Origin of the sequence: Halomonas sp. H33-56 (assembly GCF_040147035.1) — a bacterium.
Lineage (GTDB): Bacteria > Pseudomonadota > Gammaproteobacteria > Pseudomonadales > Halomonadaceae > Halomonas > Halomonas litopenaei.
Map to the genome: position 1 here is coordinate 1,196,119 of NZ_JAMSHP010000001.1, position 13,170 is coordinate 1,209,288.

Here is a 13,170-nt window from a genome sequence, read left to right on the forward strand (position 1 = left end):
TCGAGGCCGTCCCATGCTGACACTGCTTTCCCGGGGCCTGGCGTTGTCGCTGGGCGCCTTGATCCTCTATACCTCGGCGTTCGGCGCGTTCGAAAGCCTGGTCCAGCGCAGTCTCTTTCTGACACTGGTGCTGCTGCTCGGCTTGACGCTTTATCCCTTGGGTCGGGGCACGTCCTGGCGGCGCATCGGTGGCGTGGTCGATGTTCTGTTGGCCCTGGGTGTGGTGGTGGCGTGCGTCTACGTGGCGCTGAACCAGCAGCGGATTCTGACCGAACTGCCCTGGGCCACACCACGCGACATGGCGCTGTGCGCTGTGCTGGTGGTGACCGTACTGGAGCTGTCGCGTCGGGCGATCGGCGCGATCTTCCCGTTGCTGGTGCTCGGCGGCCTGGCCTACGCCTGGCTCGGTGCTGCCATTCCCGGGCCGCTGGGCCATCGAGGCTTCGATGTCTTCTACATCACCGAGACGCTCTACCTGGGGGATCTCGGGGTCTGGGGCATGCTGGTAGGAGTGGCAGCCACCACCATCGCGGCCTTCGTCATGTTTGGGGGGCTACTGCTGCATACCGGGGGTGGCAACACCTTCATGGATATCGCCCTGCGTATCAGCGGGCGCTCTCCGGGTGGGGCGGCCAAGGTGGCCACCGTGGCCTCGGGGCTGTTCGGCATGGTCAGCGGCAGTGCGGTGGCCAACGTCGCCACCACCGGCAATTTCACCATCCCGATGATGAAGCGCCTGGACTATCCGCGCCCCTTCGCGGCTGGGGTCGAGGCGGTGGCCTCCACCGGAGGCCAGGTGGCCCCGCCGATTCTCGGCGCTGCGGCCTTCATCATGGCTGAGATACTGGGCGAAAGTTACCTGCGCATCGCTCTGGCAGCGCTGTTGCCGGCGGTACTGTTCTACCTGGGCGTGTTCATGACCATCCATCTGGTCGCGCGACGTCGCGGGCTAAGGGTGGTGCCTGCCGAAGACCTGCCGGCCTGGTCTGAGGTGCTGCGAGCGTCACGTCTGATCCCGATCCTCGCTGCTCTCGGCGGTCTGTTCGCCGGCGTGCTGAGTGGCAAGTCGATCCAGACTGCGGCCTTCTACGGTATCGCCATGACGGTGATCACCTTCGTGCTGTTCGCCGTGCTGGCACGGCGCTCGCCGCGAGACATCGTCAACACCCTGTTCGCCGGTCTCGAAGACGCCGGTCGCGGCATGGTGATCATTGGCGTGCTATTGGCAGGCGCCCAGGTTCTGGTGGCGATGATCGGCATGACCGGCATCGGCGTGACCCTGACCAGCCTGATCGTCGACGTAGGCCAGTCCACCATGATCGTGGCCTTGATCGTGGCGCTGGTGTGTCTGATCCTCGGCATGGGGATCCCGACCACCGCCGCCTACGTGCTGGTGGCCTCGGTGCTGGCACCGGCCCTGACCAGTATCGACGTGGACCCGCTGATCGCCCATCTGTTCGTGTTCTACTACGCCACCCTGTCGGTGATCACACCGCCGGTCTGTGTCGCCGTCTTCGTCGCCTCCGGCATCGCCAATACGCCTTGGCTGAAGTCTGCGGTGGAAGCCGTTCGCCTGGCGGCGGCGATCTACGTGATTCCCTTTCTGCTGCTGGTATATCCGGCCCTGGCCGGCTTTGGCGATGGCATCGACATCCTGTTGGCGGCGAGCCAGGGGGTGGTCTTCGTGCTGGCCTTCGCATCCTTGATGTCTCGCGCCGCCTTCACCGGCCGGCCGTGGCTGGACGTCCTGGCGCTGGTGGCCCTCATTGCCCTGGCGCTGACCCCTGGCTGGCTATCCACCCTGGCGGCGCTGGTGGGCGTGTTCGCGATGTTCGTCTCCAGGCGTCGCCAACTGGGCAGGCTCGACAGCGCCCATGAATCGGTTGTCGGCGCCAGCACCCACTCGGAGGAGATCACCCGATGAGCTTTCTACTTGGTAGCGGTGCGGGCTTTTCCGGTGATCGTACCGATGCCGCGATCGCCGTGGTGGCGGAACTGGCCCGGCGCGGAGAACCCTGCGCACTGGTCTTCGAGACCCTGGGGGAACGCACCTTGGCGGGGGCTCACCGGCGTCTGCGTGACGATCCCGAAGGAGGCTACGAGCCGTTGATCGAAGAATTGCTCGAGCCGGTTCTCGCCACCTGCCAGGACAATGGCATCGCGATTCTCGGCAACTTCGGCGCCGCCGACCCGGCCAGCGCCTGCTGTCGTGTGCACACTCTGGCGCGACGGCTGGAGCTGGGGGCGCTGGAGGTGGCGGAGGTATTTGGCGATGACGTCCGTGACCGGCTGGAGGCGCTCGACCTGACACGCTGGGAGGCCGAATCCAGAGACCTGCCCGAAGCAGGAGCCCTGGTGTCGGCCAACGTCTATCTTGGTGCGGCGCCGCTGGTGGAGGCGCTCGAGCTCGGCGCCGAGGTCGTGGTCGCCGGCCGGGTGGCCGATCCGGCGCTGTTTCTGGCCCCTCTGATCAAGCATTTCGGTTGGTCGTGGGACGACTGGGACCTGCTGGCGGCAGGTACCATGGCGGGGCACCTCGGCGAGTGCGGTTCGCAGGTCAGTGGTGGGTATTTCGCCGATCCCGGGTTCAAGGACGTCCCGGACATGGCGCGGCTTGGCTATCCGATTATCGAAGTCGAGGCGGATGGCACCCTGGTGGTGACCAAGCCGCCGGGGACCGGTGGCCTGGTCACGATCGAGACGGTCAAGGAACAGTTGCTCTACGAGGTCCATGACCCCAGCGCCTATCTGACGCCCGATGTGGTGGTGGACCTGACAAGCGTGCGTCTTGAGCAGGTCGGTATCGACAGGGTGGCGGTGACCGGTATCCGAGGCAAGCCTGCCCCCGACCGATTGAAGACCACCGTATGCCACGATGCCGGCTGGCAGGGAGAGGCGGAAATTTCCTACGCCGGCCCCAATGCGCTGGAACGAGCCAGGTTGGCCGCCGATGTGCTGCGTGAGCGTCTGAGCTTCCGTGCTCCACCGGATCTCAAGGCGCGTTTCGACATCATCGGGCACCTCAGCGTCTTCAATGATGACGCCGGCCAACTGACGGGGTCGGGAAACCGTGATGGCGACTACCGCCTGCGTTTGGCGGTAGAGCACCCGAAGAAGCGTTGGGTCGAGCGTGCCACCCAGGAGCTGCTGGCACTCTACTGCGCAGGACCTGCGGGTGGCGGAGGGGTACGGCGGCAGTTCCAGCGTCGCTTGCTCAGCTCATCCTATCTGGTGCGGCGCGAGGATATCGTGGCCGGCGCGAGGCTCAAGTCTGCAACCCGAGGAGAACCGGCATGAGTCAGGAGAGCAATGCTGCGAGGCGTGCTGCACCAGAGCGGCTGCACGATATTGCCCACGCCCGGGCCGGTGACAAGGGTGATCGTCTGAACATTGCACTGTTTGCCTATCGGCACGACGACTATGAGCGGTTGGTGTCATTGGTGACCGAGGACAGGGTCAAGGCCATGTTCGCCCATCGAGGGGTAACACGCGTGCAACGTTATCTGATGCCTGCGCTGGGCGGGATGAACCTGGTCCTTGATGACGTGCTCCAGGGTGGCGTCAATGGCGCGCTGAACCTGGATGGTCACGGCAAGACGCTTTCCTTTCTGTTGCTGTCGATGTCACTGGATAGTGTCTAGAACAAGGTGTCAGGCATGGGGCTCGAGGCTGGTGCTGTCATTTAGGCGACAGCACCAGAGTGGCATGGCCGTTGGCGGTACCTGGCGTGACGGTGCCGGTCTTCACGTAGCGGGCCAGAAAGTCGAGCATCAAGATGTTGCCGCCCTGCGCATGAAGGTTGGTGTCGATCCAGCGGTAGGCATCGAAGGCGCTGCCTTCGGGGGTGATCGGCAGTGGCGCCAGGCTACCTGTGTGGATCAGCTGGATACCCACGCCGCTGGCGCTTTGCTCTTCGTTGTCCAAGGCCAGAATGCCCTGATTCCCGCCGGGATCGTAGGCCGCCGCCTTGCCCAGCACGGCCCACTTGATGTCGCCGTCGGTGTGACACCAGGCGGTGACGTGCACCGGGGTGTCGGCGACGCCCGTGGCGGGCTGGCCCAGGGTGGTGAAGCGATGGCTGCCCACCTCTCCCAGTGACACCGAGACATTGTTGATGCCATGGCAGGGATTGATTCTAACCCGTGTACTCTGGGCCAGCTGCAGCCTGACCAGATTGAATAGTTCGTGGTTGGCCCCGGAGGGCGTGCCCTGGCTGTTCAGCAACGAGAACAGGCTGAAGCCGGCGTTGTTGTTGTTCTGAAGCTGTACACCGCTGGTGCCGGGGGAACCGGCCATGCGGTAGAGCGTGACCTTGATCTGGAAGGGGGGAAGCTGGCGCCAGTTGACGGCGTAGTCGCCGATGGGGCAGTTGATTTCTATCAAGGGGGGGTAACCCTCGGCGGCACCCGTCCCCAGCAGGGCGTCGCGGCAGGGGATGCCGTGGATCTCCCCGCCGATCGGCGGAAGGTTCTTGTTGGGGGAAGCGGAAACCCAGGAGAACGCATGGGCGTTGCCGTTGACCAGCAATTCGGTGGTATAGCCGACGCTGCCGCTGCCCCCGCCGCCGTAGGGATTGCGGCTACCGCTGTCCTGCATGATGTAGACGCGCCCGTCGGCGCTGTCCACGCTGATGCCGGGGACCGGGTAGTAGCCGCTGGACTGGGAGTAGTGCTGCTCGAGCCACCAGTACTTGATCGCGTCGTCCTGATTGTTGCAGGTAGCGACCCAGCCTCCTTTGATCGCATAGAGCTGGCTGCCGGGGATGACCGCCGTGGCGATGGGCGTGCCGACGGCCACGTTTTCGTCGAGCACGATCTCGGCGCCAAAATTTACCGTCAGAGGCTGGTCACTCCATGGTGGGTTGATGCGTCGGCAGCTGGCCTCCACCGAGGTCGCCGACAGCAGTGCGGCGATCGACAGCAGCAAGCCGAGAAGTCTGATGGCGAAACGCAGCGGAGCGCTCGCGCTGCGGGTCTTCAAGCCGATGGTGCGCATTCACGTTGTCTCCAGCAGGTCTTTCAGTGGCGTTGGCTGGCAGGGGCTGGTGACGATCGGTATCTCGTCGCTGTCCGTCGGAGGCGTCCAGACAGGACGTGCCCAGCAACGTCGTTCGCCTCCCAACGTCACCTGGAGCGAGGTACCGGGCGTCAGATCGCGCAGTAGCAGCATGCCGCCGGCGCCGACCACCCCCAGCTTGCGTCCGTCGGTGGCGCTGACTTCGGCGCCCAGCGGTACGCCCCGGCCGTTCTGCTCCAGCACGATCACCACCGGCAGCCCGGTTCGAGTGGCGAAGCGCAGTGGCACCACCGCGCCGGCATAGGGCGCGACATCGATCGAAGTTCGCTGAAATTCCACCGAGGTGGCGGCGCCGCGCGGGTCCAGCTGGACCGCGTTGTCGTGGTAGGCCGTCAAGTAGGGGACCAATGCCTCGCCGTCATCGTCGAGGGTCAGGTTGGCGGCGTTGGTGACGCGAGCGCCGGCGCCCCCCGGGGCGCTGACCAGGCCTACGGTATCGCCGGTGCTCTGGCCGAAGGTCACGCCGTGGCGGTGTATCAGCACGGCGCCGCTGGCGCCGATGGAAAGTTGTCGGTAGTCGTCGCTTTTCGAGCCTGCCGCGGTGAAGCGGCCGACGGAGGTTCCGCTCGACAGGTTGAGCCCGTAGGAGCGGTAGCGCTCATTCGGGCCGCGGGTCTGATTGGCGAACAGCCCGTAGGACAGCTCGCGTTCGTCGCCCAGGGTGCCGGTGAGGTCGAGGTGGGCATCGTCATGATGGCGGCTGTCACGACTGGCGGAGACACCCAGACGTGGGGCGAAGGACGCGTTGGACAGTGGCAGCGTCAGCGATACCAGCGCGCGGTGCTCGGCCTCTCCTTCGCGGTTGTCGGTGCGCGACAGGTTGAGGGCCAGGCTGACGCGCCCGATGCGGTGACTCAGACTCAGCTGGTAGGACGACTCGGTGCCGCCGCGATGCCAGTAGTCCGCCAGGCTGCCGGTTGCGGAGATGCGTGTACGTGGCCCGAGGGGCTGGCTCAGATTGAGCTGCAGGCGACTGCGTTGATCGATGGTCGTGCTGTTGTCTACGTATCCTTCGTCTGCCTGAGCGCCGTCGTCGTCAGCGTCGGCAATCCAGGCGGCGTCGGCCAGCGACACGAACCCCGTGGTCGAGTAGCGATACGCCGCCAGATTGATGTCGGTATCGGTGGATTGCAGGTGGCGGCTGTAGGAGGCCTCGAGACTCCAGCCGTTGCGACCTCCCTGGGGAAGGTCGGCATGGGCGTACTGGGCATCGACAGCAATGGCCCCCGCGGGGGTATTGAAGGCGGCGCCGATCAGTGGAGACCAGTAGTGTTCACTGAGCTGGGCGCCGCCGTAGGCGGTGATGGCGTTGCCGAGCCCCCGTCGATAGCCGGCCTCCAGCAGTGAGGGAGGGTCATCGAGGCCTTTGGCATGGTACTGACCGGCGGCCAGCGAGAGGCGCGATTGACCCGGTCTCAGCAGGCCCGGGACGGCAGCGTAGGGCACGCTATAACGCTCGACGCGTCCATCGGCCTCGGTGACTTTCACCTCAAGATCGCCCCCGTAGCCGGTGGGATAGAGGTCGTCGATCTCGAAGGGGCCGGGAGGCACGCTGGTCTCGAGCAGACGCCGTCCCTGCTGGGAGATGGTGACATGCGCCTGGGTTCTGGCGCTGCCGCGGACCACGGGAGCGTAGCCACGTCGACTGTCGGGCAGCATGCGGGTCTCTGTGCGTAGCGTAACCCCGCGCAGCGCCAGCGAATCGAAGAAGTCCCCTCGGGTGTTGATCTCGCCGGCCCGCAGCAGCAAGCCCTGGTCCGGCAGGGGCCGCTGAACGTAGTGATGAAGGCTGTCCCAGTCGACGTCGCCGTCATCGCTGCGGGAAACGTTGAGGCTGCTGCGAAACTGCCACAGGCCAAGGTTGGCGCCGAGCGTCGTGCCGAGAAAGGCACTTTGATAGTGCCCTTCGTCGGTGCTCGAGCGATAACCGTTCACTTGATAGTTGGCCAGCAGGGCGGTGGTGCCGGGCTCCCAGCGCGCGCTGTCGACCTGGCCACGAGGCAGCCGATGAAGCAACGCCTGGGGCACGCTGAGGTGGGCACGCAGGTCACCGATGGCGAGATCCAGGCTGGCGCCGGGCAGGGCGGCGTCCACCCCCAGAAAGCAGTTGGCGTCCAGCCGGCAGCTATGTCGCACTTCCTGTTCGAGGGCCGGCTCAAGGCGTGCGGCCAACCAGGCGTCCAAGGGCAGGGTAAGTCGCTGTGTTCCGTCCGGGATGTCCTCGACACGTAGCGGATAGCGTCCCAGCGGCGTCTGGTTGAGGGTCAGATCGACCAGATAGTCGCCTGGTAGCACGTAGTCCGGTCGGGAGAAGCGACGCATGTCGAGACTGGCGTCTTCGAGGAAGGCTGGGTCGAAGGTCACCTCGTCGGCCTGGACCGGCCGTGGCCCAGTTACCGTCGCCACCACTGCCGCCGCGACCACCAATGCCGCTCGCCACCGGTAGCGCCCGGCGGTGAAGCACCACCGGCAGGGGGGAGGATGTCTGGCAGCGGCCAGCGGCGTCGACTCGGTAGACGGTAGTGCCATGTCGTCGGTTCATTCGGTGTCCGGGATGGCCTCGCGCACCACGACGGCGCCGTAGTCGTTGATCGCCCGGTACCACAGTGATGACCCTGGCGCAGGCCTCGTCTGCAGTGACCAGCTTGCCTCGCTGTGCGGAGCCAGCATGTCGAGGGAAAGATCATCGTGGTCGCTGAACTGCCGCCAGGCACCGCCGATCAACGACACGTGGTAGTTCGAGGGGTTGTCGCACACCAGGCGCAGGTCGGGGCCAGGCGCCAGATGCCACTGAAGATTGGCGATGGCGTCGCCGGGTTCACCGGCGAGGCCCGTCGGACGATAGAACAGTTTCAGGCGTGTCAGGATGCCTAGCTGCAGTCGGTTGGTGGTCCCCTGGGGTAGCGGTGGCACCTCCTTGATGTTGAGCCAGTAGAGCGACTCCTGGTCGGACCTTTCCACGTCGCGAATGCGCAGGATACGCAGGGTCTGACTCTCACCGGGGTCGAGACGGAATACCGATGGCGTCACCAGAAATGGCGACTCGGCGTCCCGCGCCGGGCGCCCTCCGGCGTGGCGGTCGGCCCAGGCCTGGACCAGCACCGGGACACTATCCTGGTTTTCCAGCCGGAGCGTCTGCTCCCGCTGGACCTCCTGATAGATGACGCGGGTGCCATTGATGGTGATGCTGGCCTCGGCCTTGTGGCCTGGCAACGCCGCGATCATGAGCGCAAGACACAGACTCAGACCCAGGCCGAGGGCGTGTATCACCAGTCGCTGCCACGCCCGCATGGCAAAGGGCGAAGCGCCGGGGCCTTCTATCGCGGTCATTGGTAGACAATCTCGATATTGCCGCTGGCCTTGACGGTGCCGGCGGTTACCGTGGCGGCGGTGGACTGGTACCAGGCGCTCAGGGAAATGACCGTCGTGTCATCGCCTGCCACGATGTCCACCGGCGGGGTGCTGTCGTTGTCGGCCGCCTTGACCCAATCGTCGTTGGCGTCGTAGACGGCGATCCCCACGTCCTTGGCAGTGCTGTCGCTGGTGAGCAGGAACAGCCCGGTGACCGGATCCACCTGGGTGTCATCTCCGGTAAAGCGCACCGAGACCTTGTTGCGGCCAGTGGTGCCGGCGGCGCATTTCAGCACGAGCTGGAAGGCCTTCTGGCCAGCTCGGGTGCCGGAGGCACCGAAGGCGCTGGTGGACACCTTGGGTAGCGTCACGGTAGTGGCCGCCGTCGGTATGGTGCAGTTGGCCGCGACGATTTCGCCGGTGAAACTGATGGTACCGTCGGCGGCCTGGGTCGAGGTGCCGGCAAGCAACAGAGCGACAAGGCTCAGCCGGGCGATGGAGAAGTGACGGACGGGCATCGTGGTTTCCTCTTGTTCGGGGCAGTCGGCTTTTCACGGCGGTGGAGAAGGCCTGCGTGAGGGGATCGGGGAAAGGCTATTAGAAAAAGTAAAATTAGATTTGACGTAAATCAGTGCAGCGACGAACGAAGGCTGCAAGCGCTCGTTGTGGTCAATATGGCGTTCGGGTGGCAACGGTGGCCGCGTGGGGGTGGCATCGAGAGGGCATTCGAGAGGTTGATCGAGGGGGCGGCCGAGGAGGCCGGCGATGAGAAAAAGCCTTGCGGTGGTTCTTCTGCAACTTCGCTATGCTGTAACGGCCAACCCAGCGACGAATGGAACTCTCGAATGCCCGTTATCGGAAAACCGCTGATGCTTGCCCTGTGGCTATCGGTGGCCGTGTTGTTAACTGGATGCAGCGGCCTGCCCTCCCTGGAAGGGCGTAGCCAGACACAGCATCTGACGCTGGAGCAGGCCCGCGACACGGCGCTCGGCGAGATGCTGGCACCCTATGTGGATGCCCATCCCGGCAAGAGTGGTATCCATACCCTGCGCAATCCCCACGACGCCTTTGCCGCACGACTGTTGCTGGCGGAAGCGGCAGAGCGGACCCTCGATGTCCAGTATTACATCTGGCACGACGACATCACCGGCTCGATGCTGTATCAGGCCATGCTGGACGCCGCCAATCGTGGCGTGCGCGTCCGCATGCTGCTCGATGACACCAACACTGCAGGGCTCGATGACAAGCTGGCAGCGCTGGATGCTCACCCCAATATCGAGATACGCCTGTTCAATCCCTTCGTGGTGCGCTCACCGCGGTTTATCGGCTACCTGACCGACTTCTCCCGGGCCAATCGGCGCATGCACAACAAGTCACTGACGGTGGACAACCAGGCCACCATCATCGGCGGGCGCAATATCGGCGACGAGTATTTCGGCGCCGGCGACAACGTGATGTTCGCCGATCTCGATGTCGTCGCCGTGGGGCCGGTGGTCGAGCAGGTCTCTGAAGACTTCGATCTGTACTGGGCCAGCCAGTCCTCCTACCCGGCCAGTCGGGTGCTCGACTCGGCGGGGCGCCAGGGGCTGGCACGCTTCGAGCAGGCCTCGGCGGAAATCGTCCGTACCCCTGATTCGCTGGAGTACCGGCAGGCGCTGGACGAAAGCCAGTTCATCGAGTCGATCGAGGACGGTAGCCTTGAGCTGGTCTGGGCAAACACCAGAATGGTCAGCGACGATCCGGCCAAGGGCCTGGGGCTGGCCGCCGATGAAGACCTGCTGACCGGACGCATACGTGGCCTGCTGGGGCCGCCCCGGGACAGCGTGCATCTGGTGTCGCCGTATTTTGTGCCGGTAGAGAAGGGCACTCGCATGTTCGCCGATCTAGAGGCGCGCGGCGTGGAGGTGACCATTCTGACCAACGCACTGGAGGCGACCGATGTGGCCGCGGTGCACGCCGGCTACGCCAAGCGGCGACGCGAGCTGTTGGAGGCTGGCGTCCGGTTGTTCGAGCTCAAGCGCGCGCCAGATGCGCCGGGGCGCAGCGAATCTGCCGGCCCCTTCGGCAGCTCGGGTGCCAGCCTGCACGCCAAGACCTTCGCCGTGGACGGCGATCGGCTGTTCGTCGGCTCGTTCAATTTCGACCCACGCTCGGCGCGACTGAATACCGAACTCGGCTTTATCATCGAGAGTCCGGAGCTCGCTCAGGAAATGCAGCGGGTGTTCAATACCGACGTGCTCGACAACGCCTACGAGGTCAAGCTGGACGAAGACGGCAGCATGATCTGGCTGGAGCGCACGCCGCAAGGGGTAGTGCAGTACGACGGCGAGCCCAACGTGGGCATCTTCCGCCGGGCGGCGGTAACCTTGATCTCGGTGCTGCCGGTGGAGTGGATGCTTTAGCGTCCCAAGCGGCAAGTGCCGAGATGCCAGGACAAGACTCGGCTCGACACGGCTCGATACAAAGACAGGACGGCCAGCATTGCGCTGGCCGTCCTGGTGTTATCTGGGGGAACAGGACGGGCTCTGACGCAAGTGGCGAAAGTCACCAACGCTGGCCAAGGGCCTGGCAGGAGCCAGTCTCAGGTGTCCTTGGAAAACGCCTCGAACAGTTCCTGGCCTGTCAGATTGCGGGTGTCGTTGCCGAAGTGGTACCAGTGGGGCTTCTCGTCGATGAAGATCTGGAGGTCGAACCGCCAGGCTTCTCCGCTGTCGATCAGGCCAACGGGCACCGAAGTGTGCTCGCCGTTCTTCAATCGGTAGAACAGGTGGGTGCCGCAGTGGCGACAGAAGGCACGCTCGGCCCAGTCGGACGATGAATAGAAGGTGACAGCCTCTTCGCCTTCGAGCGTCAGCTGACTGACCGACTCCAGTGCCAACAGCGGGCCGCCGCCCCAGGTTCGACACATCTGGCAGTGGCAGGCGCCGACGCTCTGCTGTTCAAGTGCTACCTTGAGTGTCACCGCACCGCACAGGCAGGTACCGCTCAAGCGCATGGCCTGGTCTGCTGTCGCGTTCATGGACCGTGCTCTCGTCAGTGGGGGCTACTCCCCAAGACTAGCAGAACTGTGCTGGATGACCGCCTTGAAGAAGGGGGGGAAGGCGGGGGCGTCAGCCCCCGCTTGCAGCTCCAGGCTTTATACGAAAAGCCGGCGAGCGATGGTTAGACAAGGCAAAAATCGGTGAGAAAGCGCAGTTTACGAGGAGTAAGTGAGCATGTTGACCGGGCTGGCGCACCAGCCGGTTTTTAACGCCGTATTACCGAGCGCAGGCACTTTTCGTACAAGCCTTAGAGCCTGGCCAGCACCGTCTCGGCACTGGACGCCTCGATCACGCCGCGTTCGGTGTCGACGCCCAGATACTCGACTACGCCGTCGTTGACGATCATCGCGTAGCGCAGGCTGCGCACGCCCATGCCTGCGGCACTGGCATCCTTGTCCATGCCGATGGCTCGGGTGAAATCGGCGTTACCGTCGGCCAGCATGGTGATCGCTTCGGCGTTCTGGTCCTTCTGCCAGGCGCCCATGACGAAGGCGTCGTTGACCGCCAGGCAGGCGACCGCGTCGGCCTTTTCCAGCAGCTTGTCGGCGTTGACCACGAAGCCGGGCATATGGGTGTTGGAACAGCCCGGAGTGAAGGCGCCGGGGACAGCGAACAGCACCACCTTGCGTCCTGAAAAGAAGGCGTCGGTGGTCAGTGACTCTGGACCCTTGTCGCCGTTGGTAAAGAGGGTCACGTCGGGCAGGCGTTCGCCGGTAGCAATGGTCATGAGGTCTCCATCTGGGTGTGGTGAAATCGCGTCGGTGATGGTGGTGTCCGAAGAGTGAAGACGCTCACTCTTCCAGCGGTGGCGTGGGACGCACCAGAATCTCGTTGACGTCGACATGGTGAGGCTGGGAGATGGCGTACATCACGGCGTTGGCGACGTCGCGATCTTCCAGAGCATGTTCCGGTGGTTCATCGAAGAAGGGGGTGTTGACCATGCCGGGCTCGATGAGCGTGACTCGGATCCCGCTGCCGCGCAGTTCCTCGCGCAGGTTGTAGCCGATGCCGGAGACCGCCCACTTGGTGGCACCGTACATGGAGCCGGGGATGGTGGTGCGCCCCGCTGCCGAGCCGGTCAGCAGGATGTGTCCGTGGCTACGCCTGAGCTCTGGCAGGCAGGCCTGGATGGTCAGCCCCAACCCGTACACGTTGGTCATCAGCATCGACTTCCAGCTTTCCGGGTCGGCCTCGCTGAAGCCGCCGGGAGAGCCACCACGTCCGGCGTTGGCGAACACCGCGTCGAGACGACCAAAGCGCTCGAGGGTCTCGTCCACCATGGTCTTCTGGGCCTCGATGTCGGTCACGTCGACGCCGACCGTCAGCACGTTCTCCGGTCCCAGCTCCTGAGCCAGGGCCTCGAGTCCGTCCTTCGAACGGGCCGCCAGGACGAGGTGATAGCCCTCTCGAGCGGCTGCCCTGGCCGTGGCGGCCCCGATGCCGCTTGACGCTCCGGTGATCAGCAACACTCGTTCTCGCATCGCTTCCTCCTGGTCTCTCGGTGACGGGGCTTGACGGGCTATCTCTGTATGATTGATTCAGCATGCTCGTCCATTGCCTTTGTTGCAATCCTTCGGGCGGCGTCTGCGACTTTCAAGGGGCATCTTTTCCCGGATATCGGGTAGCAGAAAAGGATGAGTCCTGTCGGATATTGGCGGACGGACCTGCACGGGAGGGGCTCGTCAGGCTGGGCCCGATACGA

The 13,170-nt window shown here is 64.6% G+C and carries 11 protein-coding genes; 4 read left to right on the plus strand and 7 right to left on the minus strand.

Going from position 1 to position 13,170, the window contains the following annotated elements:
• Positions 1-13 precede the first annotated feature (13 nt).
• From NFH98_RS05355 to NFH98_RS05365, 3 genes are read left to right on the plus strand one after another with little or no spacing between them, the layout of a single operon-like run.
• Complete coding sequence (locus NFH98_RS05355) at positions 14-1,924, plus strand: TRAP transporter permease (RefSeq protein ID WP_124802542.1); 1,911 nt, start codon at positions 14-16, stop codon at positions 1,922-1,924.
• On the plus strand, positions 1,921-3,297 hold the full coding sequence (locus tag NFH98_RS05360; protein WP_124802540.1) for an acyclic terpene utilization AtuA family protein: 1,377 nt from the start codon (positions 1,921-1,923) through the stop codon (positions 3,295-3,297). The genes NFH98_RS05355 and NFH98_RS05360 overlap by 4 nt, the downstream gene beginning before the upstream one ends.
• Positions 3,294-3,641, plus strand: a complete 348-nt coding sequence (locus NFH98_RS05365) for an AtuA-related protein (RefSeq protein WP_124802538.1) — start codon at positions 3,294-3,296, stop codon at positions 3,639-3,641. The genes NFH98_RS05360 and NFH98_RS05365 overlap by 4 nt, the downstream gene beginning before the upstream one ends.
• A 37-nt stretch (positions 3,642-3,678) precedes the next feature.
• Here the strand turns inward: NFH98_RS05365 and NFH98_RS05370 are convergent, their stop codons facing one another.
• Genes NFH98_RS05370 through NFH98_RS05385 form a run of 4 tightly spaced genes read right to left on the minus strand, consistent with a single transcriptional unit; the run spans position 3,679 to position 8,945 of the window.
• On the minus strand, positions 3,679-4,995 hold the full coding sequence (locus NFH98_RS05370; RefSeq protein WP_124802536.1) for a fimbrial protein: 1,317 nt from the start codon (positions 4,993-4,995) through the stop codon (positions 3,679-3,681).
• Positions 4,996-7,605: a fimbria/pilus outer membrane usher protein gene (locus tag NFH98_RS05375; RefSeq protein WP_124802534.1), complete on the minus strand. Its 2,610-nt coding sequence runs from the start codon at positions 7,603-7,605 to the stop codon at positions 4,996-4,998. It lies immediately after the preceding gene.
• Between the two features lie 9 nt (positions 7,606-7,614).
• Positions 7,615-8,406 (minus strand): fimbrial biogenesis chaperone, encoded by a 792-nt coding sequence (locus tag NFH98_RS05380; protein ID WP_124802532.1) that lies wholly within the window; start codon positions 8,404-8,406, stop codon positions 7,615-7,617.
• Positions 8,403-8,945, minus strand: a complete 543-nt coding sequence (locus NFH98_RS05385; RefSeq protein WP_124802530.1) for a fimbrial protein — start codon at positions 8,943-8,945, stop codon at positions 8,403-8,405. Before NFH98_RS05385 ends, NFH98_RS05380 begins: the two co-directional genes overlap by 4 nt.
• Positions 8,946-9,272: 327 nt before the next feature.
• Here NFH98_RS05385 and NFH98_RS05390 point away from each other — a divergent pair, with 327 nt between their 5' ends.
• Entirely contained in the window at positions 9,273-10,829 is a 1,557-nt protein-coding gene (locus NFH98_RS05390) for a phospholipase D family protein (RefSeq protein WP_249743055.1), read from the plus strand.
• A gap of 179 nt (positions 10,830-11,008) precedes the next feature.
• Here the strand turns inward: NFH98_RS05390 and NFH98_RS05395 are convergent, their stop codons facing one another.
• From NFH98_RS05395 to NFH98_RS05405, 3 genes are all read right to left on the minus strand, one after another.
• Positions 11,009-11,446: a GFA family protein gene (locus tag NFH98_RS05395; protein ID WP_045994383.1), complete on the minus strand. Its 438-nt coding sequence runs from the start codon at positions 11,444-11,446 to the stop codon at positions 11,009-11,011.
• A gap of 269 nt (positions 11,447-11,715) precedes the next feature.
• Positions 11,716-12,195 (minus strand): peroxiredoxin, encoded by a 480-nt coding sequence (locus tag NFH98_RS05400; protein WP_108450219.1) that lies wholly within the window; start codon positions 12,193-12,195, stop codon positions 11,716-11,718.
• A gap of 64 nt (positions 12,196-12,259) precedes the next feature.
• Positions 12,260-12,949 carry an SDR family oxidoreductase gene (locus NFH98_RS05405; RefSeq protein ID WP_045992600.1) on the minus strand — a complete coding sequence of 230 codons (690 nt, stop codon included), beginning with the start codon at positions 12,947-12,949 and terminating at the stop codon, positions 12,260-12,262.
• Positions 12,950-13,170 lie beyond the last annotated feature (221 nt).

Excerpts from the sequence above, each read along its gene's own strand:
- NFH98_RS05355 (WP_124802542.1), top strand. The coding sequence starts at position 14 with ATGCTGACACTGCTTTCCCGGGGCCTGGCGTTGTCGCTGGGCGCCTTG.
- NFH98_RS05360 (WP_124802540.1), top strand. The coding sequence starts at position 1,921 with ATGAGCTTTCTACTTGGTAGCGGTGCGGGCTTTTCCGGTGATCGTACC.
- NFH98_RS05365 (WP_124802538.1), top strand. The coding sequence starts at position 3,294 with ATGAGTCAGGAGAGCAATGCTGCGAGGCGTGCTGCACCAGAGCGGCTG.
- NFH98_RS05370 (WP_124802536.1), bottom strand. The coding sequence starts at position 4,995 with ATGCGCACCATCGGCTTGAAGACCCGCAGCGCGAGCGCTCCGCTGCGT.
- NFH98_RS05375 (WP_124802534.1), bottom strand. The coding sequence starts at position 7,605 with ATGGCACTACCGTCTACCGAGTCGACGCCGCTGGCCGCTGCCAGACAT.
- NFH98_RS05380 (WP_124802532.1), bottom strand. The coding sequence starts at position 8,406 with ATGACCGCGATAGAAGGCCCCGGCGCTTCGCCCTTTGCCATGCGGGCG.
- NFH98_RS05385 (WP_124802530.1), bottom strand. The coding sequence starts at position 8,945 with ATGCCCGTCCGTCACTTCTCCATCGCCCGGCTGAGCCTTGTCGCTCTG.
- NFH98_RS05390 (WP_249743055.1), top strand. The coding sequence starts at position 9,273 with ATGCCCGTTATCGGAAAACCGCTGATGCTTGCCCTGTGGCTATCGGTG.
- NFH98_RS05395 (WP_045994383.1), bottom strand. The coding sequence starts at position 11,446 with ATGAACGCGACAGCAGACCAGGCCATGCGCTTGAGCGGTACCTGCCTG.
- NFH98_RS05400 (WP_108450219.1), bottom strand. The coding sequence starts at position 12,195 with ATGACCATTGCTACCGGCGAACGCCTGCCCGACGTGACCCTCTTTACC.
- NFH98_RS05405 (WP_045992600.1), bottom strand. The coding sequence starts at position 12,949 with ATGCGAGAACGAGTGTTGCTGATCACCGGAGCGTCAAGCGGCATCGGG.